The 19,700-nt window shown below is 65.6% G+C and carries 11 protein-coding genes; 5 read left to right on the forward strand and 6 right to left on the reverse strand.

Annotated elements, in window-relative coordinates; genetic code table 11:
• The first annotated feature begins 208 nt into the window (after nt 1-208).
• The 4 genes from ACCAA_RS13215 to ACCAA_RS13230 all read left to right on the forward strand — a co-directional run bounded on the left by ACCAA_RS13215 (nt 209) and on the right by ACCAA_RS13230 (nt 5,957).
• The gene (locus ACCAA_RS13215) at nt 209-667 is read left to right on the forward strand and encodes a hypothetical protein (RefSeq protein ID WP_186407719.1); all 459 of its coding nucleotides are present in this window, start codon (nt 209-211) and stop codon (nt 665-667) included.
• Entirely contained in the window at nt 648-1,166 is a 519-nt protein-coding gene (locus tag ACCAA_RS13220) for a hypothetical protein (RefSeq protein WP_186407720.1), read from the forward strand. The genes ACCAA_RS13215 and ACCAA_RS13220 overlap by 20 nt, the downstream gene beginning before the upstream one ends.
• A gap of 1,006 nt (nt 1,167-2,172) precedes the next feature.
• On the forward strand, nt 2,173-3,399 hold the full coding sequence (locus tag ACCAA_RS13225; protein WP_186407721.1) for a DUF6259 domain-containing protein: 1,227 nt from the start codon (nt 2,173-2,175) through the stop codon (nt 3,397-3,399).
• Entirely contained in the window at nt 3,378-5,957 is a 2,580-nt protein-coding gene (locus ACCAA_RS13230) for an Ig-like domain-containing protein (RefSeq protein WP_186407722.1), read from the forward strand. The genes ACCAA_RS13225 and ACCAA_RS13230 overlap by 22 nt, the downstream gene beginning before the upstream one ends.
• Nucleotides 5,958-6,137: 180 nt before the next feature.
• Here ACCAA_RS13230 and ACCAA_RS13235 read toward each other — a convergent pair whose 3' ends face one another.
• Nucleotides 6,138-6,350, reverse strand: a complete 213-nt coding sequence (locus tag ACCAA_RS13235; protein WP_186407723.1) for a type II toxin-antitoxin system HicB family antitoxin — start codon at nt 6,348-6,350, stop codon at nt 6,138-6,140.
• A gap of 7 nt (nt 6,351-6,357) precedes the next feature.
• On the reverse strand, nt 6,358-6,546 hold the full coding sequence (locus ACCAA_RS13240) for a type II toxin-antitoxin system HicA family toxin (protein WP_186407757.1): 189 nt from the start codon (nt 6,544-6,546) through the stop codon (nt 6,358-6,360).
• A gap of 310 nt (nt 6,547-6,856) precedes the next feature.
• Here ACCAA_RS13240 and ACCAA_RS13245 point away from each other — a divergent pair, with 310 nt between their 5' ends.
• Nucleotides 6,857-7,180, forward strand: coding sequence for a hypothetical protein (locus tag ACCAA_RS13245; protein WP_245754570.1), 324 nt, complete (start codon nt 6,857-6,859; stop codon nt 7,178-7,180).
• Nucleotides 7,181-7,195: 15 nt separating this feature from the next.
• On the opposite strand, the gene ACCAA_RS13250 is transcribed toward ACCAA_RS13245, so the two are convergent.
• From ACCAA_RS13250 to ACCAA_RS13265, 4 genes are read right to left on the reverse strand one after another with little or no spacing between them, the layout of a single operon-like run.
• Nucleotides 7,196-13,861 carry an eCIS core domain-containing protein gene (locus tag ACCAA_RS13250; RefSeq protein ID WP_186407724.1) on the reverse strand — a complete coding sequence of 2,222 codons (6,666 nt, stop codon included), beginning with the start codon at nt 13,859-13,861 and terminating at the stop codon, nt 7,196-7,198.
• 15 nt (nt 13,862-13,876) lie between these two features.
• On the reverse strand, nt 13,877-17,248 hold the full coding sequence (locus tag ACCAA_RS13255; RefSeq protein ID WP_186407725.1) for a hypothetical protein: 3,372 nt from the start codon (nt 17,246-17,248) through the stop codon (nt 13,877-13,879).
• 9 nt (nt 17,249-17,257) lie between these two features.
• The gene (locus tag ACCAA_RS13260) at nt 17,258-18,211 is read right to left on the reverse strand and encodes a hypothetical protein (protein ID WP_186407726.1); all 954 of its coding nucleotides are present in this window, start codon (nt 18,209-18,211) and stop codon (nt 17,258-17,260) included.
• Nucleotides 18,212-18,227: 16 nt separating this feature from the next.
• Nucleotides 18,228-19,601 (reverse strand): coiled-coil domain-containing protein, encoded by a 1,374-nt coding sequence (locus tag ACCAA_RS13265; RefSeq protein ID WP_186407727.1) that lies wholly within the window; start codon nt 19,599-19,601, stop codon nt 18,228-18,230.
• Nucleotides 19,602-19,700: the final 99 nt, after the last annotated feature.

The following is a 19,700-nucleotide window of genomic DNA, read 5'->3' on the forward strand; positions in this document are numbered from 1 at the left end:
ATCCTCGTGCGCCAACCTACGCCAGCAGCCGCCTTGCGTGGGTTTGAAATGAGAACTGCTGCCTCTGGCGCAGATCCTGCAAGGACGGCCCCGATTGCTGTAGACTGGGTCGCCGCCACGAATCGCGACAGACGGACACTTCACCGCGCAGCACTTTCGCGCTTTTCTTCGCCGCCCCTTGGCCCGAGTCACCGATCAACACCCGATCTTGAACTCGATCACAAAGACCGTCGTCCTGCACGACGTCGATAGCCGCATCCCGAATCTTGCGCTGCTGAAGCTCGGCACGTTCTATCGCCAGCAAGGCTGGCGCGTCGTTCTCAGCCGGGCTCGCGATCGGGCGAAGCAGGCAGTGACGATCGACGCTGACCTTCACCTGGGCAGTGTGGTGTTTCGCACACCGTCTTCGGCGCGCGCCGTGGAAAAGCTCCGGGCACTCTACGGCGACCGGATCGAGTTTGGCGGTTCGGGTGTCGATCTGGCCAAGCGCCTGCCGCCGGAAGTGGAGGCCTGTTTCCCGGACTACGGCCTCTACGATCACACGCTGTATGCCTTGGGTTTTCTGACGCGTGGCCGCACCAAGAGATGCCCTTTTTGCGTCGTTCCGGAAAAGGAAGGTCGGCTGCAACGCCAGGCGGCTTCCTTCGATGACTTTGTACGGTTTTGACAGCCGGCTGAGCGAAGACTACGAGCGCTTTCTCTTCATCCGGCAAAAAGGATACATTCCGTTCTTCCAGCAGTACTGGCTGATCGAAGGCGTCCCCAGCCGCCTTCCCGAGGACTATTTCGACATGGACCTCAACGAAATGATCCGGCTGACCTTCTACTCGAACGGGCAGAACTGGGAGAAGTACCTGCTCTGGATCAACACGCTCTACTTCCAGCGCTACGGGAGGTATTACCGGCCGCTGTTCGAGATTCTCTATCGCTACAACCACAAGCATCGGCTCGAGTGGTTCAGGATGAATCCCGGTTTCGTGAGCGATGAGCTCTACCAGGACCATCGCGACAGCGTTCCCGAACTGCGTGGAAAGCTGCAGCACGGTGTCGGCCTGCCGCCGCCGAGGGGCCTGGTCCAATGGCTGGCTCGCGAACAGCCCCTGAGCGCCCCTCCGACCGGGGACTGCCCGGTGCCCACCGAGCATCCGTTCTCCGGACAATTGTAGTCGAGCAGCCCGGCGCTGATCGGCTCGACGCTTCGGAACGGCATCAGCGCCCAAGTCCGCACCGCACTGGGCGACAGCCGTGCGTGATCGCGGGTCAAGAACGGTCTGGCCAGCGCGCCACGGCGTCTTGACATCACGCATGTTCGGCCCAGGACCACAGGCGCTGAGCGGGGCGGGATTCGGATGACTTTTCAGGGGCCACTGGGGTCAAATTCGAGATTGACGCCCCTTGATGGAGGCTCATATACTCTCGATGGTGCCGTTGGATTTCCTATCCTTATGCAGATCCTGCTGTTGCTGACCTATCTCCGTGCGCGGCTGAGAGTGGTCCTCTGGGCCGTGTCGCTATTTCTTTGCACTGCGGGGACGGCTAACGCGCAACTCGCCGCGAGCGGGTCCACGCTCACAGCCACCACACCGAACCTCGCCGCCACGTTTACCGGGGCTGACCTCGTCGGGCTCGCCAACCGCGTAACTGGCGAATCGTATCTGCGCTTTCCGACCGGCGGTGAGCTGGCGACCGTCACCCCGATGAACGGTGGCAGATCGCTGCCCCTGGCGGCATGGACGCTCGGCGCCGACCCCGGAACCGGCCAGCCGCGCGCTGTGCTGACCACGTCGGAAGGGGGACGTACGCTGACCCTCGGCGTGAAGATCGACGCGGCTACCGGCGAGATCGTGCTGCGCCTGGCGGCATCGGTGTCCGCACCAGGGCTGCGCGGCGCGTCGTGGGGTCTGGCTGGGCTGGATCTCTCACAGGGCCGGCTGATCCTGCCCGTCGACACGGGCCGGGTTTTCAGCAGTGCCCATCCAGGGGTTGGCTCGACCTACGAGTACCCTTTCGCATGGCAGGCGCAGATGGCTGTCTACGAAGGCGCGGCCGGGAGCTTGCTGTTGTACTCGACGGATCAGACGTATGCGTGCAAACAGTTGCACCTGGCGACCCGCGGGCGCACGACGATCGACGTATCCGTCACGACCGAGGCAGTCGCGCCGTTCCACCTCCGTGCCGACAGTCGAGTGGCGTCTGAGAGCGTTCACCGGCGACTGGCGCGCAGCCGCCACGCCCTACAAGGCCTGGCTCACCGCCACTCGCCCGCCGGTGTCGAACGCATCGCGGCCGTGGGTGGCCAACATCCGCGCGGTTGTGCGCACCGTGCCGGACGCGTCGCTGCTGGCGCCGCTGGCGCAGCAGTTCGTGCCAGAGCAGACGCTGTTGTACCTCCACGACTGGCGGCAGAACGGCTACGACGAGAACTATCCCGACTACACGCCGCGCGCCGCCGTCGCCAGCTACGTGAGCGCTGCCCACGCACTTGGGTTCCGTGTGATGTTGCACACCGACTTCATTGGCGTCACGCCCTCCAACCCCGACTACCCCGGCGTCCAGGCATTTCACGTCAAGACGCCGGACAAGCTCGCGCCCACGGGCTGGCTGTGGTCGTCGCCGCCGTCGACGCCGCAGCGATTCGCCTACATCAGTCCCGCGTCCGCAGACTTTCGGAGTCTCTTCATCGCCCGCGTCGGCGCGGCGGTGAGCGCCGTCGGGCCCGATGCGCTGCACCTCGACATCTCGGCACCTGAGTTCAACGACGGCAACGGGCTCATCGAGGGCAAGACCTTTGCCCAGGGATCCGCGGCCCTGCACGAAGATTTGACCACGGCGTTCCCGTCGCTTGCGCTCGGCGGAGAAGGCGAAAACGACATCCTCTACCGCTATCACGCGTTCGCGCAGGAGTGGGCGCTCAACGGCGACGCGCCCGGGCATCCCATCAATGCGTTCATCTTCGGTCCAACGGTGCGCTACTACGGGCACTTGAGTCAGCCGTCCGCACAGGATCCCTCCCTCAAGGGCGTGCTGCTGCAGCTCGAGCGGCGGGCGATCGCGCCGGCGATGATCGTGACGAGCGCGAGCGATCTCGACATGACCAACGTGGACAACGCGCGGCTGGTGAACATCGTCAAGTCGTGGCAGACGAACGCGTTCGTCCCGGACTGGACTGGCGATTGGACGGGGGCCGCGATCCGCTACACCGGCCTCGGCGGCACCTCGGCAGACTTCACCGAGACGCAGGGCCTCTCGACGTTGACCGCGCTCGGGGCACCCTGCTCCGCATCGCCCATGATGGGAGCCAGCTCACGACATCGGGGTTCACGTTCGGCTGGCCGGCGTTCGACGCGACGTCGCTGTTCGGGCTCGAGCGACTGGCGATGTACTTCGTGGACGCGTTGACGAGACCGACGACCACGCATGCCACGGTCCTGCCGCCGAACGTGCGCCTCGGGCCGGGGTCGTTCTCCGGCAGCCGGTTCGCGCGCGTCGACGTGGTCGATGACGCGCCCTCTGTCGACTTGGTGTCGCGGTTCGTCGAGGCGACGACGGGCGTGAGCTACGCCGGCCAGGACGTTCCGCTCGGCAACGGTGCAGTGGCCTATCCATCTGGCATCGTCGCCGGCGATGTCAACAAGGGCGGGCTCTTCCTTCATCCTCCCGACCAGGGCCAGGTCGGCGGCGAGACCTTCGCCGAATACTCGGTGCTGATCCCTGCTGCCGGGCAGCTGCGGTTTTCGGTCGGCGTGGCCGACGATGCGACCTGCACGGACGGCGTGACGTTCCGCGTGACAGTAAACGGCTCGGAACAGTGGAGAGAGCATGTGCTTCGAACCGGGTGGCAGGCGAGAGCGGTGAGCCTCGCCGGGTTTTCGGGGACGACCGTTGCGCTGAGGCTCATCAGCAACCCCGGACCGTGGTCGAACCCGAGCTGCGACTGGTCGCTCTGGAGCGACGTAGCGATCGGCGGCGTGCCCGCGAGTTCGACCTTGTCAGTTCCCCTCGCGCTTGTTCCGGGCGGCATGTTGGCTGGGTTCGACGGCCAGGGCTCGCCCACATTGACCTCCTCGTCAACTGTGCAGGTGGCGAACGTACCGGTGCCAGGCGGCTTCACTGTATTCACGAGCCCGGGGACAGCCGTAGCGAGCGGCGTGAACTTGGCGTCGCTGACGCTCGAGACGTGGAAGGCGAACCACTCCGACCTTCTGCAGCCGGGCCCGGTCTTCAATGACGGCACCGTCGGGTCAGTGACCTCTGGAGGCATGTTCAAAAGTTCCGCGATCTTCGCGCATCCGCCCGATGGCGGCCGGACCGCGCTCACGTGGGTCCTGAGGCTCCCGTCCAGCCCGGCCCTTGCGCTCAACTGGGCCGGCGGCATTTCAGATGCGGCGACGAGCGAGGACGGTGTCGACGCGTCGGTCCGGATCAATGGGGCGACCTACTGGACAGCGTCCGTGACCACGCCGGGTTGGCGTTCGGGGAGCATGGATCTCTCGCGCTGGGCCGGGAAGGACGTGCTCATCGAGCTCGTCAGCGACTCGCGTGCCCGGTTCATCTTCGACTGGTTCTACTGGGCCGACTTGACGCTCACGCCGAGTGGCGCATCGTGCACGTACGGCCTCCCCTCGGGCTCGAGCGTCGGTGCGGGCGGCGGGACGTTATCGATCGACGTGAAGACGGTGGCCACATGTTCCTGGAACGCCGTGAGCGACGCGGCGTGGGCGCTGGTCACCAACGGAACCGGTCTTGGGACCGGCATCGCGGCCGTCACCTTGCAGACCAACCCAGGGCGCGCGCGCACCACGGTCATCAGGATAGCCGGCCAGGGCTACACGATCACTCAAGCGGCCAACCCCAACGCCGTGCCCACGACGGTGGACGACAAATACGTGACGGCCACCGGCGTCGCGCTCATGGTTGCCGCGCCTGGCGTGCTGCAGAACGACGCTGCCAATCAGGGCGGACCGATGACCGCACGGCTCGTGGACGTGCCCACGCACGGCGTCGCGGTGCTCGATCCGGATGGACGGTTCGTCTACACGCCGGCGGCCGGGTTCGCTGGCGTCGACGCGTTCACGTACCGCGCGGCGAGCGCGGGTGGCGACGGCAACGTGGCTACCGTGCGCATCACGGTGACCGATACGACCACGCCCATGGCGCCGACCGGTCTTGTCGCGTCGTCGATTGTCGGCAACCTCGTGACGCTTCGCTTCACGCCGCCGGCGGTGGGCGCGGTGCCGACCGGCTACGTCGTCGAAGGGGGGCTCAATCCGGGAGAGGTGCTGGGCAGCATCGCTCGTGGCGCCGCGCCAGAGCAGACGTTCACCGCGCCGACCGGAGTGTTCTACGTGCGCGTGCACACGCTCGCGGGCGCCGCGCGCAGCGGGCCATCGAACGAGATCCGCATCTACGTGAACGTCCCCACCGCCGCCTCTCCGCCGACGGCGTTGACCGGAATGGCGAACGGCGCGTTCCTCGCGCTCGCGTGGCGCAACACGTTTGGCGGCGGCACGCCGGCGTCGGTGACCCTCGACGTCTCGGGCGCGTACAATGGATCGTTCGTGCTCGGCCCTGTGGAGACATTCACTTTCAGTGAAGTCCCGAGCGGCAGCTACACCTTCAGAGTGCGCGTGATCAGTCCGACAGGAACGAGTGCGCCGTCAAGCGCCGTAACGCTCGCGTTTCCGGCAGCATGCTCCGGGCCGCCGCAGGCGCCGACCGCGTTTCTCGCCTACCGCGTCGGGAGCAGCGTGGTCTTGAGCTGGGATCCTCCGGCGGGCGGACCCGCGCCGACGGGCTATGTCGTGGCGGTGAGCGGTGCATTCGCGGGAACGATTCCCGTTGGCGGGCGCGCGATCAGCGGCGTGGTGGCGCCAGGGACCTACCGGCTGAGCGTGGCCGGGACCAACCCCTGCGGGACTGGCGCGGCGACGGCAGCGCAAACGGTGGTCGTGCCCTGATGAGCGTTGCACGCGGCGGGGTCATGCACGCGGCGGGGTCACATGCACGCGGCGGGGTCAGATCTTTCCTTTTGTCTCGGTGCGCGTGTTGCCAGTGATTGCACCCTCTTCGAGGCCATGGGAAACAGACCCTACAATGTGTTCGCCCGCAACTAATTGACGCTCCGCCTCGCCGACGAGTCACGCGGCGACTTCCATATATTCAACAACACTTGAGGGTTGCGGAATTGGAGCCCCGTCTGCACGAAGCCCATCGATGTGAAATGCAATGGCATCGCGAATTTCACCTTCGACTTCCTGGAAAGTGTCCCCGGTTGCCACGCATCCGGGAAGGTCGGGGACGTAGGCAGAATAGTTGCCTTCAGCTCTCTCGATCACTATTGCGTAGCGCATCAAATCCTCACTTTCTCAATCCCGCCTGCTTCAGGATGCTGCCCAACGTGCCGGGCGCAAGATCATCACTCGGCTTTCCGGCAACGGTCACCCGGCCAGGCTTTGCAGAGTGCCTGAACTGGCGGTGGCTACCACGCGCAGCGACGAGAAACCACCCATCCTCCGCGAGCAACCTGAGGATCTCGCTGACTTTCATTGGCCAAGAATAGCAGGCAAGGGGTAATTCACCAAGTCCACGCAACAGGGGCAACAGCGGCATTATCCTAAAAACCTCTGTTGGCGGGGGGAAATCCCGTTCATGCTTCGACAGGCTCAGCACGAACGGGATTTTTTCGGCTCACCCAACGGGTGAGCTTCCGTTCGCCCTGAGCAGCCCGCGCAGCGGGCGTGTCGAAGGGCTCTCGTGTCATCAACAGAGGTTTCTAGGATTATGGTGCAGCCACTCCCTGCACCAGACTGTCGGTTCGGCAAAAATGCGCTTGTTTTCGACGAACCGGAGCATTTTCATGGCAGAGAGCCACGTGGTAACAGCCCTGGTGATCAAACGTTCCGAGATGGCCGGGCTGACCGAGCATCACAGGAAGGAAATGAGGCGACTGGCGGCTGATCTGGCCCACCTCGACGCGACCCTTAAGCTGTTTTGCCCGGAACTCGACCTGCGGACGATCCACGCCAAGGAACTTCGGACGCACAGCCGCTTCTTCCGGCAGGGAGAATGCCAGCGCATGGTTCTGGACATCTTGAAGGTGAGCGTCTTCCTGCCCCGGCGTCGCAGGACTCCACCTCCGCCTCGGTGTGCGTCCCAGTGGGCTGGGGTGGCTGCTCCATGATGCCGCGAATTTGCGCTAGGGCACGAGAGTGATGTAGCGCTTGGCGACAAAGCCCGTGCTGCGGGGCTGCTCTATCACATACCAAGTGCCGAATTCGCCGATGACCAGTACCGGCGTAGCGCTAGGCAGATGGGCAAAGATGTTGGCGTTGGTCGCGGTCGTCGGTCGGCTGCGGACCATCAGGTCGTCGCGCGCTGTGGCCACGACGCCGTTGCGGCGCAAGGGCGTAACCGCGAAGTCGTTTTCGTCGGGTACGTCGGCGCGGCCGAGGTTGATGTTGGCGTTGGCTGGGCGCGTCGGGTCGGGGGCCCCGGCGACCGGCCGGCCGATGGCAGCGAGGATCTCTTCCTCCGATCCGCCGGCGAGCGGACCGAGAGCGGCGAGAACTCCTGCCGCCGCGGGAAACGTCGGTCCGGCACCCAGCAAGCCGCGCAGGAAAGCGATGTGGGCCGGCAGTGGCGAGGGCGGCGGTGAGAGCACAGGGGCATGGCGGGCGGCGAGCAGGGCCAGCTTGAGTTGTGCGGCCGCCGGCGGCAGCGCCAGCAGGTCCGGCACCTGCGGCATGACGAGATTCATGTCCAGGTCGGCTGCGGCGAGTGCGCAACTGCCGTAACGGGCGAGCTCGGTCATGAACTGGCCGCGGCGCGCGTGGTTATATTGCATCCAGACCTGCTCGAGCGTGATCGCCACCCGCATGTTCGCCGTGCTGGTCGGATCGGCAGTGACACGGGTGAAGAACTGATTGACCTGGGCGACGTTGCCGGCGATCACCGCCAGGGAATTGTTGATCTGCGCCGGCGTCGTGTGGTTGACCATGTAGAGCAGGAATACGTGGTCGGCAACTTCGCCCAGTTGGCGAATGGCATCGCCACTACCCCAGTAATGGTTGGCTGCCAGATCGTAGAGCGGCTGGATGATGCTTTCGCGCCAGGTGTCGGTCGCCGCTGCGGCGACGTGCGTCGATCGGCCGGCGCCGATACGGCGCAGCATGGCGTCACGACAATCGTGCGTGCCGGCGACCTGGTCGGCAGCCCAGCACTCGAGCACGGCGCGCATGCAACCGGCGGGTTCGCTGCCGAATTCGACGTAAACCAGTTTGCTGGCTACCAGATCGGGGTCGCCGGGTACGCCCAGACCGATGTCGAGCGACCCCGGCGTCTTGAACGTGGTCTCCGATGGGGCGAAGGAAGCGTCGGCACCGAGGACCGTGGCGCCGGCACCGGCGATGCCGGCGACAACATCGCGCAGGCTCGGATCGGCGGCGATGGCCGCATTGACGTCGGCGGCGGCATCGGCCGGCGAGGCGCGCAGCGCCGAGGCAACATGATGCGAGTCGGTCAGGCAGGCGTCGAGAACGATCCTGCGCTGGGCCGGACTGCTGCTCATCAGTCGCGTCAGTTCGGTCATCAGGCCGGTGGTGTTGGCGCCACTGGTACCGCTGGTCCCCAGGGCATCGACCGTTACCGCGGCATTGGCGCTGCCGGCCAGGTTGAGCACCGTCGAGTTGCCGTGGCCGCCGACCATGGCCTGGTAGATCTCGCCGTTGATGCCATAGCGAGCGGCAACCGGCGCCAGTTGCGCTTGGTAATCGCCGACGCTGGCATGGCCTTCGATGACGATGCTCAGGATGTCGCTACTGGTGACCATGGCTTCCAGGCCGGCATTGCGGTGGAAGGCGTGATTGTCGTCGATGGCCGGATAGAGGACGACCGTCAGGGGACGCTGGAACCAGCTCCATTGCTGCTTCCATTGCGGGAAGGCTTCATTGCTGACCAGTCCGTCGAGCGTGTTCCTGGTGAAGTGGTGGTAGGTCTGCGCGTAGTTGATGCGCCCGTGGTAGCTTTGTGGCAGGACACCTTCACCGCGCAGCGCGAGGTAGGAATCGACTTCGCTGCCGTCGTTGGCCGACAACACCGGCTTGCAGGTCGTCAGATAGCCGATGAAGTTGGCCAGTTCCGGCGTTGCGGGGTCGACCAGTTTTTCGAACGGAGCTTTGGCCGCCGCCGGGTCCGGTGGTGCGCGCATGACGAGCGACAGATTGGCGGCCGGCCAGGCGGCCTCCAGAGTGGTCAGGTCGCGCCCCCAGCTTTCGGCCTTGTTGATGTCGCTGGTCGAGCGCAGCCACGCTGTGTTGCGCGTCGCCGCGCCCTCGGCATATTTTTCCAGCGGCGCATAGATGCCGGGAATCCCCTTGGTGATCACCTCGCCAACCTTCAGTTCCCCCGCGCCGGCCAGAACGTTGGGGCGCTCGGCAAAGCGATCGATTTCCCTGAAGGCCGCCAGCGCGGGCCCGTCGGCCTGCAAGTCGGGGCTGGTCGCCCAGTCGAGTTGCGTCTCGGTGAGCAGCGAAAAGCCCGACAGGGTCATCGCCCGGATGCTCGCCGGCGTCTCGGAGGTTTGTGCGCTGGTGCGAGTCACCGCCGGCCAGCGCGCAATGTCGGTCAGGCCGTCACGCAACTGCAGTACGTGGGTCAGCTCATGCGCCAGTAGTGACCTGCCTTCAGGCCTGTCCGGCTGGAATTCACCCTCCGCGAAAACGATGTGGATGTCGAAGGCGAAGGCGCGCGCCTGCAGCGATCTGGCGGTGTCGAAGGCGCCGGGGTTGGTATGGATGAACACCTGGCTCAGGTCTACGCCCATGGCCTGCTCGAATTCATTGCGAATGCGGTCGGGCAGGGGGACACCTTCGCCGATCCGTTCCAGGAGCTGGGCGCGGTCGAGTTGTTGCGCAGAGGAGCGGGGGTTTGGCGCGGCGCTACGCATGCCGGGGGCGGCAATGGCATCGCGGGGCGCCGGGGCACCGCTTGGGTTCGCATCGGCGGGCTCGGCAAGGGTGGTCGCGCCGGATTCGGGGCTGCGGCAGATACCCAGTTCTTCGTCATAATGGGTTTCGACGCGTTCTTCGCCTTTGCCCATGATGTTGCCCATCAGTTCGCTGACCTTGATGTCGGGCGTCTTGAACTCCGGCCGGCCGAATCTCACTTTACCGGTACTGGTGTTGTAGCCCGCCGAGATCGTGGCGGAGAGCGACAGTTTTGGATCCAGCGTGTACTTGGGACCGTCGAACTTTTTTTCCCACAAGGTGATGGTCTTGACGATGAGGTTGGCTTCCGCGAACAGCTTGCCGTTGATGCCCAGCGAAAGCACGGGCGTGAGCGAGGCCGTGACATCGCTCTCCACGTCCAGGCCGTCCGCGTAACTCCAGGAAAACTTCGGATTGGCCTCGATCTTGGGTTCGATCCCCGCCTTGCCCTCGACGCCCACGCTGCCACCCACCGAGGCGATGCCGGCATCAAGCGTAAGTCGTGCATCCAGGTCGGCAGCCAGCCCGGCATAGGCCGGCACCTCGAACTTCGCATCGCCGAACAGCTTGAGCTTGTCGATCGTGGTCTCGGCCGGATTGAATTCCTTGACCCCGATGCTGATGTTCTTGAACCCACCCGGCCCCACCCAGGCATCGCTGTACAGGCCACCTTTGAGCGAAAGATTGAGGCCTACCGCCACGCCACCCACCGAGATGGCCAAGCCCGGTACCGGGATCTTTGGTGAGGTCATTTCGAAGAGCGTCTTGCGGGAATCCTCTTCCTTGGGGAAGCGCTCGAAGAGCTTGGCCTCGGCCTTGGTGATGGTGCCGCTGATCCAGACGCTACCCCTCTTGTCGAGCCTGATGTTGGCTTCACCGTTGATGGTGTCGGTCAGCTTGGCCTTGAGCTTCCCGGTGCCATACACCACGAAGGTCTTGCCACCGCCCTTGCCGAGTGGTTTGCCGTTGTCATCTGCCCCACCGTTGGTGACGCCGATTGATATCTCACTACCCGAGAAAACTTTGCTGTCTTCGTAACCGAGCTTGCCGTTGAGGTCGACCAGGCCATCCTTGTAGCTACCTTCGAAACTGCCGCTGAGACCCTTGGGCAGGTCGGGCACGGCGCTGGCCGTGCCTTCCAGCGACCACGCGCCCTCGGCCTTGGCGAGCGTCATGTCCAGATTCCCGCTCTTGATGCCGGGCAGCTTTTCCAGCTCGGCCTTGCCGGTGATGCTGAAGTTCTCCGCGTCCTGAAACCTGGCGTCGGCCGTGAAGTTCTTGACGCCGGGGATATCGGTCTCGGCATTGCCGGAGGCCGTGAAGGTCTGGCTTTGTTGGGTGTAGGCGACGGTGAGCTTGGCCGCCTTGATGCCCTTGATCTTGCCCGGCTTGGAGATTTCCAGTACGCCCTTGGCGCCGAACTTCTCCTTCTCGCTCCACGAGGCCGTGATTGCGGCTTTGTCGAACAGGTCGCTCTGGAAGTCGACCTTGCCTTCGACCGACAGGCCGCTGCCTTGTACGAAGGTGGCCTTGAGCGAGCCGTCGGCCACATTGGTGATGGTGAAGAATATGTCGCCGCCCAGCTTGAAGCCTTGCGCTACGGAGTAGGCGGCCTGCACCGTGGCCTCATCGACCGTCACACCCGGCGCGCTCAGATTGATCTGGTCGGAGCTGAATTCGATGTAGAACTCGATGTCGTCGCCATCGAGCCGCACCATGATGGGGGCATTGAGCAAGGGAATCGAGGGCGTCAGCTTCCCTTCGCCCAGGATCTTGCCATCATCAATCTGGATATCATCGAACTCGACCGGGCTCAGGTTTTCAAAGGAAAGCGATTGCTTGCCGAGCTTGGCGGGGAAGCCGCGATACTTTCCGTCACCACTGAGCGTGAGCGTGACATCCGGCTTGGCGTGGGACCACTTCTTGGGCAGCTTCCAGGTGGCCTCAATCGAGCCTGCCGTTCCGCTGCCTTTCTTGGCTGCTTCAGTGATGTTGATGTTCTTGAGTGTCAGGCCGGAGATGGCGGATTGCGCCGTGCCGCTGATCGCGAAGCTGCCCGGGCCGCTCTTGTGGCTAATGCGCTGGATGACTATGCCCCCGGGCGCATCGGCTAGCAGGAATTCCTTGTCGGTGCCCTCTTCGTCTACATCCGGCGTGGCCTCGGCGGTTTCAAGCGGTTTGGCTCCCTTGATCTCCGCCAGGTTCCACCAGGCGCTGTCCGCTGCGCTGGCGCCCGACTTGAGATTGGCGCTGGCGCTTGCGAAAACCAGATCGTGCTTCTTGAGGAAGGTCGTGCGCTTGGGCTGTGGGGCCTTGAAGCTGTTGAGGTAGGCGTCCACCTTGCTGTAGATCGCGCCTCGAATCGCGCCACCAGAGCTGCTGTTGCTGGGCTGGTCGAGCAGCTCCATGTTCTCCGGGCTGTTGCCCGTGCCGGTACCGTTTTCGCCCGAGACCTGCAGCTCCACGATGTGATCGACCTGGAAGCCATTGGTCACCGGCTTGCCATGGCGTGTCCAGGTCGGGATCTTCAGCAGCTTCTGCAACTGCGTAATGCTCTTGGATTGTGGCTTCTTCTTGTTGCCCAGTTGGAGTTTGAAAGACTCGCTGGCATCGTCGGGAACATTCTTGAGGCCCTTATCCTTGAGCTTCTGGCGAATCGTGGCTTCGGCGATCGTGATGCCCGAATTCCAGACGCCGACCTGCGCGGGATTGCCACGGCTGTAGCCGCGCTTGCGCTTGAGGTTTCCACTTGACGCATTGCCCTGGTATAGCGCCAGGTGGCGCGCTTTTACTGCGGGAATGTCGAGCTGGTCCAGCGCCTTGAGCGCGGCATTCGTCGCCGTCTGGTTGCGTGGCTTGTACTTGTCTTCCATCTCCGGATCGATTTTGCGTGCGATCACCGGGCCGGAATCCTGGTGCTGCACCACGTGGGTGAGCTCATGGGCGAGCAGCGCCAGCCCTGCTTTGCTGTTCGGCTGGTAGCGGCCGTGAGCGAAGAAGATGTCGTTACCGGTGGTGAAGGCGAGCGCGCCCAACTGCGTGCACAACTGGTGGGCGCGTGAGTCCTGATGGATGCGTACCTGGCTGAAGTCGTGCCCGAGCTGACCTTCCATGCGGGCGCGCACGTCCTCACTCAGGGGCTCGCCCTGGCCCCGCTGGTCCTTGATGGAACTGCCGACATCGGCACCGCGTACCGGCTCGGCACCACCGGTTTCCTCGGCGGGTGGCGTGCTGGCTGAGGCTTGCGCCTCCGGCTGGGCGACCGCACGGGAGATCGGTGCCGCGTCCTGACGGCCAGCGGGGCCGTTTGCTGGCGGTTTTATGGGTGGCGCCACGGCAGGTGCTGCCGCCTTTTCTGGTTTGCTCCCTGGAGCGATCGGGCCGCCGGCGCCGGTCTGGGCTTTTCCCGCCGCTGGTCCGGCACCGGGTGCAGACGCCGCAGCACCTTGCGCGGGGTCGAGTGCCCGGGGATCTTCCTTGCGCTTGATTTCCGCCGGTTTCGCCGGGGCAGCGCCCTGGGCCGCTGCCGGCGTAGCCGCCAGCTCCTGCATGCGCATCACCTTGTCGGCAGCCGCATCCGCTTCGCGCTCGACGGCATCGCCAGGTTCGCTGACCGCCAGCTTGGCGCGCACAGCCATGCGGTCGAAACGTTGCTGGCTACCGGCAGGTGCCGCCGCACCGGCTTTCGCAGTCGCCGCCGCCGGCGCACCGGCCTGACCCTGCCCGGCGTTCTGCTCGGCTTTCGCTTGCTTGCCGGCCTGACGCTCGGCCGGCTTGCCTGCTGCGGCCGCCGGCGCCTTGCCCTGGTCGGCCTGGCCTGCCGCTGCGGGCGGCGTGGCCGGTTTCTTGAAGTCAGCGGCGGGAGCTGGGGCGGGCATGATCTGTCGACCTCATCAACCGGCGTTGAGTTCGAAGAAGATCACCTCGTCGTAGTCGTCGGGGACGAGCCCGATCTCGATGAGTTGGCCCCGGTCGTGCGTGTTGATCTGCTCGACGACCTGCCGCGCGGCCGTCGGAGCCGGCCTGCTGGCGGCAGTCAGGGCGTCGACCACTGCCTGCAGGCGCACTGCCGCGCCACCATCGGGAGCCGCCCTGGTGGTCGCCAGAGTCACCCCAAGCACCGGCTGGTTGGCGGTCAACGAAGCGATGAAATTCGCCAGCGCCATGCCCTGCGGCTGGTTGTCGACAAACTGCAGCGGACTGCGCGGCGCCTCCGTGGTCAGGTAGTGGTTGGGCGCATCCCAGTTGCCGTAGATCAGCAGCGCATTGCGCGCCTCGCCAATGACCGCAGTGACCACCAGCATGCCGCCGTCGAGAGCGCCATCGGCCAGCGCTGGTGGCGGGTGCGGAATCGCCGCCAGCGCCCCTTGACCAGCCGCTGGCGTCTCGGTGAGGCTGGCGATCTGCTGCAGCATGTTGCGCAGGCGGAAATGGTTCTGCCAGCCCTGCCCGGTTGCCGGCGCGGATTCCCAGACCCGGCCGAAAGCCACTTGCGGCGCTGGCTGCGCCAGCCGCCACATAGCCAACACACGGTCGGCCGACTCTTCGGCAAAGGTGCTCTCGTCACGGAAGCGCAAGATGCCGACGCGCTGGAACTTGAAACGCGCGAGCGTATTGGCATCGCCCTTGTCGACGGCGGCCCGCAATAGATCCAGATCCTTCAGGGTATCCAGCCGCAGATGCCAGACCTGAAACGCTTCCAGCGCGGCAACGGTGAGCGGCGTGCACAGCGGGCCGCACAGATGCGTCCGTGCCCGGCGGAACATGATCCAGTCGTGCGTCGCACGCACCTGTTGCGCCGGCAGGACGTCCAGAGTCGGGAACAGCCGGCGGCGCGCGCGCGCCAGGAAGGCGGCATCGTCAGTGGCCTCGGCGATCGCCAGCAGGGCGTTCATCACCGACGCACCGAGCGCACTCGACGCCGCCGGAATTCCGGCGAGGGCGCTCATGACCAGCAACTGCTCGCGGGCGGCGAGCAGCGCACCGCTGGCCAGCGAAGCGTTGCTGTTCACCATCGCGCGTACCAGCTTCTGGAGAACGACCTGTTGCGCTGTGGTGGCGGCGCTGACCGAAAGCGTCGCGCGGCGCGGCGTGTCGTCCCAGTCGACGAACACCGGCGAACTCTTCGGGTCATGCCGCTGATCGTCGAGGATGAAGCTCCCGGCGTCGCCGTCACCCTTGCGCAGCATCGTCAAGCGCAGCGAACTGCGGTTGGTCTGCGTCACCGGCCCTTCGCTGCCGCCGTAAGCAGTAGTGCTGGCCACCATGTCGATCTGCACCAGCAACTCGACGTAGTTGCCCACCGGCTGGCGCGACAGCAAGGTCAGCTCACCAGCGATCGCCGAGGCAGTACCCCGGCTGCCGATGATCAGGCGTAGTTCCGCCTTGACCTCGATGGCGTCGCCAATGCCAAGATCGAAAGGATCATTGCCGACGTCGCCAGCCAGGTACACGCTCAAGCGACCTAGATCGAGCCTCGTCGCCTGCGCACGTCTTGCCTCCAGATCGGCAAGCTCCTGCGCGTCGACCGATGTCGCCAGCGTCAGGGCGTAACTGCCTTTGTCGCGCGCTTCTGTGCGCGCCATACCCGAAAGCGTCAGCGTAGTGAGCGAGTTCACGGAATTCGTCGCGCCGCCAGAGGTGTTGTCCTGCAGGTCAGCGCTCGGCGCAGCGAAATTCGCGTTCGCCTCGCTGACCGGCGCCGATGTCTGTTCGACCACCTGGTCTTGCCCGTCGTCGTTGCCGAAGTTGAAAACCGTCAGGGCCGCGGCGCGCATGTCGACCTGCCACCAGGTGCCGGCTGCCTGCGCCTGCAGGTCGATCACCTGCCCATCGGGGACAAAGATTTCGACCTCCTCGAGCGCAGCGGGATTGTCGATGCCGCGGGTCAGCGAAATACGGTCCAGGTGCTGGGCTTCGGAGAGCAGATGGGCAATTTCGTCGGCGCGCACGGCGTGGTAGTGCAGCACGACTCCCTCGCCAAAAATGCGCGCGAGTTGCTCCTCGATGGCCACCTTGCCGGCCGCCACCGGAAGATAGCCGGCCGGCGGCAGTTCCATGAAGCCGGCATTGATCAGCATTCTCTGTACCGGCAGCGCGCCGGTCCCTAGTTCGGCCACCGAGAGCTGACTGCTCAACTCGTAGAGCTCGCTGTAAGCCACCTTCACTTCGTTGGCCGCATCCTGCGCTCCTTTCCTGGTCGGCTTGTCGCCAAACGACTGGACGATTTTCTCGGCGCTGTCGCGGTACTTCTTTTGCAGAGCCTCGAGTTCCTTGCGCGTCTTGTCGAGTAGCAGGCGCAACTGCTCACAGTCGTCGCCCGGATTGATGACCACGCTGCCGGCGTCGAAAGTGCCGCTGAGCTGGCACTGAAACTGCAGGATCTGGGCGACGAAGACGTTCCACGGCCGCATTGCCATGCGCCCCTGCCAGTAGCCGCGCGCCTGGCTATCCATGCGCTCGCGGCGACCACTCCAGGCGTCGAGTACCCGATTGGCGCCGGCTTCGCGCACCAACAGCCCGATCACCACTTCGTCGCGACCATAGAGACCAGCCGGCTCGCACCAGAGATTGCTGGCCAGGCCGGCGGCACTGACCGCGCTCGCCGTCAGCCAGGGTTCGGCGGCAAAATAGCCCGCCGCGATGCGATTGCGCAGGTGGACCAGCGACGCGGGAACTGCGCTGCTCACCGGCAATTGCAGACTGATCGGACGCAAGCGCACGACGACGCCTTCGCGCCACCACGGATGCCGCGAGTCGCTGACGCAGGCGCTCTCGCAGAGTTTGCCGAACACCGGCTCGTTGCCGCACTGCCCTTCGATCGGCCCGACGGTGATCTCGTAGATCGCCAGGGCAGCGGTTTCCTTCACCCCGACTTTGGCGGCTTCGGGACAATCGCCGAAACTCGCGTTGCCACTCGCCGGCGCCGGCGTGGCGGTCACCAGCAGGTCACTGATCGCCGCCTGCATCTCGCCGCTGGCGAGAACGAAATTGCCCGCCGCGGTGACCGCCAGTCCGGCGCCGACGACGAGTTGCGTGCCGCTGATGGCGATGCCCAGCCCGTGAACGACGCCCCAGCCGCCGGCGAGGTTGGCCAGCCGCGTCCGCGTGCGGTGGTAATCCTGTTCGAGCGCAAAAGCGTCAGCGCGCAGGAACTGACCATCGAAGAAATGCAGGCGGGTCAGTGGGCTGGCCTGCTCGATGAAAGCGACGCCGTCCCTGGCGCTGATTTCGACGGTCTCGCCGGTGATTTCGTTTGTGCCCATGACTAGCCCCTAAATGATGGTTGAGGGTGGTGGATCGGCGAGGAGGACCATTTGCAGCAGGCTGCTCGGCAGCAAGGTGCTGCGCGCGCCGAGTTCGACGCTGCCAATCGTCGCCTGCCAGCCATTTGCGTCTTGCCAGATATGGACCTCGCGCAGGCGGGCGAGGGTCAGGCAGAGGTCCGCTTCGTCGGCCTCGGGTGCGAAGGGCGAAATGTCGGCGACGGCGCGCGCGCTGATCTCGCGCAGCAATGCAGCGCGTGCAGCGCCCTGCTCGGCGGCCGGCAGTGCCTGCACGGCGGCGACGCTGTCGCTCAACCACTGCTCGGCAGGTAGCGGCTGGCCTTCGCCATCGGTGGCCACGACGGCCAGCCCCAGCCAGCGCTGCAACAGGTGATACGGGCCTGGCCGCACGGCTACCGCCGCGTCCACGTGTCGATGCAGCGCCAACTGGGCGGTTTCACAGAGCCGCGCGTAGGCAATGTCGGCGGCACTGCCGGCGCAGGGCTCGGCGATCGCCGGCACGGGTTGATCGAGACAACTGCTGTAACAGACGACGACGTCGAGGTCGAAACGGACATCCTCAACCGACTTGAGGTCGTCGAATTCCTCGTCGCCCGAATGTTTTTCCCACCACTTGGGCAGACTGACGCACTGCTCCTTGTCGAGCAGAAGGTCGCGCCCCAGCGAGTCGATCGCGTAGCCGGGGCCGACGTGCAGTTCGAAATCCTTGTCGTCGAAACGCACCGGATAACCGGCGACGACGCCGCTGCCATGCAACAGGCGTTGGTGACGGCGCAGACGGCCGACATGGAAGCCCTGCTCGGCGCGAAAATCCGCCACTCCCAACAGCATGCCGAAATGATAGTTCGGCGCGCACTGCGGGTTGTCGGGCAGACTCGCCGCGCAACGGTCGATCACCGGCAGGCCGTTGCAAGCGAGGCCGGGTGTGTCAGTCGGGTTCATGGCTAGCCCTCCGTACTCAGAACGGCGAAGCGCTACGGGCGAAGGCGCTGGCGCGTTGCCGTTGCGTTTCGCTCTCGGCCAGATCGGCGGCGCCGGCGCGGGCGGCAGCCACGGCGGCCGCGTTCGTCTTGCGCTGCACCAGGCGTGCGGCACTCAGGGCGCTGACCAGACTGGCCTCGGCCGAATCCAGACTGGCCAGCAGAGTGGCCACGGTGGGCGGCCCGGCCAGCCAGGTCAACCGCGCCAGAGCGCTGTCGAGGCTGTCGAGCGCCTCCCAGAGGGCGTCGGGGACGGCGGCAAACCACGCTTGCAGCGTCGTCCGCGCACCGCCATCGAGCGCCGCGCGCGCGGTCTCCAGGTCGGCCATTTTTCCGTCCAGTGCTGCGCGCTGGGCGCCGAGCGTGGCGGCATCCAGCTCGGCCTGCGTCGCGTCAGGCTGCGCCTGCATCGCGGCGTGCAGCGCCTGGTCGTAGCTGGCCTGCGCAGCGCGCAGCGCAACCTGGCCGTCATCGACGTCGGTCAGCCTGGCCAGTGCCGTTTCGCGAGCAGCCTTCCTGGTCGCGTCGTGCACACGTTCATGCTGCCAGGGCGTCAGGATCGAGAAGGCGGTCGGTGGCACCGCCACCGGCAGCGCTGCCAGCCGCCTCAAGGTGGCGGCGTCGGCCACCAGCGCCGGCGCCGCCTGAAAACGGGCGATGACCGCCTGCAGGGCAGCGTCGTAGGAGCGCTGCGCCTGCGCCAGATCGTCGTGACTGGCATTGAAAGCGGCACTCTCGACTTCGTCGGCGGCGGTCGCCGACGCCTCGACGATCGCGCGCCGCGCGCGCACGCGCTTGAGAAAGTCTTCTGCCGCCGTGACGCTTGACGGGAACTCTCCTTCGACTCGGTCGCGCGCGTCGGCGGCGTCAGCAGCGAGCACTGCGGCGGCGTCAGTAGCCAAGGTGGCCAGGCCGCCGGTGGTCAGCGCGTCGCTGATCACGGTGTGCGCGGCACTTTCCTGCGTCGCTTGCCTGAGCGCGCGCCGGGCCTCGGCCAGATCGCCGCCGAGCGCGCCCGTTCGCTGCTGACCAGCCGCCAGATCGGCGCGCAGACTGTGCACCGCGAACTCTGCTTTGGCCTGGCTGACTCTGGCCTCCGCCAGAGAGGCGAGCGCCTCCTCCATCCGGACCAGCAGCGGGTCGCCATCGGCCGGCATCGGGATCGCGGCCAGGGCCTTGCGTGCGGCAGCCAGCGCTTCGCCCTCGCTGCGCAGCGCATCGGCAGCCGCGCGCTGGGCGGTCTGAGCGGCAGCGAGCGTGCCGCGCAGCGTCGCCACCGCCACCTGCTCGGTGCCGAGAGCGGTACCGAGGCGGGTCACTTCGTCGTTCCAGTACTGGGTCCGGGTGGCCATGGAAATTCCTCCTGTCAGCGTGCCAGTCGTGAAAGTCGCGTTCGCGACTCACGAATCTCCCCTCTCCCGCATGCGGGAGAGGGGTCGGGGGGTTAGGGA

It is taken from the genome of Candidatus Accumulibacter aalborgensis (assembly GCF_900089955.1).
GTDB lineage: Bacteria > Pseudomonadota > Gammaproteobacteria > Burkholderiales > Rhodocyclaceae > Accumulibacter > Accumulibacter aalborgensis.

Bases quoted from the DNA above. Each gene is read 5' to 3' on its own strand.
- ACCAA_RS13255 (WP_186407725.1), bottom strand. From the start codon at position 17,248: ATGGGCACAAACGAAATCACCGGCGAGACCGTCGAAATCAGCGCCAGG.
- ACCAA_RS13230 (WP_186407722.1), top strand. From the start codon at position 3,378: ATGTACTTCGTGGACGCGTTGACGAGACCGACGACCACGCATGCCACG.
- ACCAA_RS13240 (WP_186407757.1), bottom strand. From the start codon at position 6,546: ATGAAAGTCAGCGAGATCCTCAGGTTGCTCGCGGAGGATGGGTGGTTT.
- ACCAA_RS13265 (WP_186407727.1), bottom strand. From the start codon at position 19,601: ATGGCCACCCGGACCCAGTACTGGAACGACGAAGTGACCCGCCTCGGT.
- ACCAA_RS13260 (WP_186407726.1), bottom strand. From the start codon at position 18,211: ATGAACCCGACTGACACACCCGGCCTCGCTTGCAACGGCCTGCCGGTG.
- ACCAA_RS13235 (WP_186407723.1), bottom strand. From the start codon at position 6,350: ATGCGCTACGCAATAGTGATCGAGAGAGCTGAAGGCAACTATTCTGCC.
- ACCAA_RS13245 (WP_245754570.1), top strand. From the start codon at position 6,857: ATGGCAGAGAGCCACGTGGTAACAGCCCTGGTGATCAAACGTTCCGAG.
- ACCAA_RS13220 (WP_186407720.1), top strand. From the start codon at position 648: ATGACTTTGTACGGTTTTGACAGCCGGCTGAGCGAAGACTACGAGCGC.
- ACCAA_RS13250 (WP_186407724.1), bottom strand. From the start codon at position 13,861: ATGCCCGCCCCAGCTCCCGCCGCTGACTTCAAGAAACCGGCCACGCCG.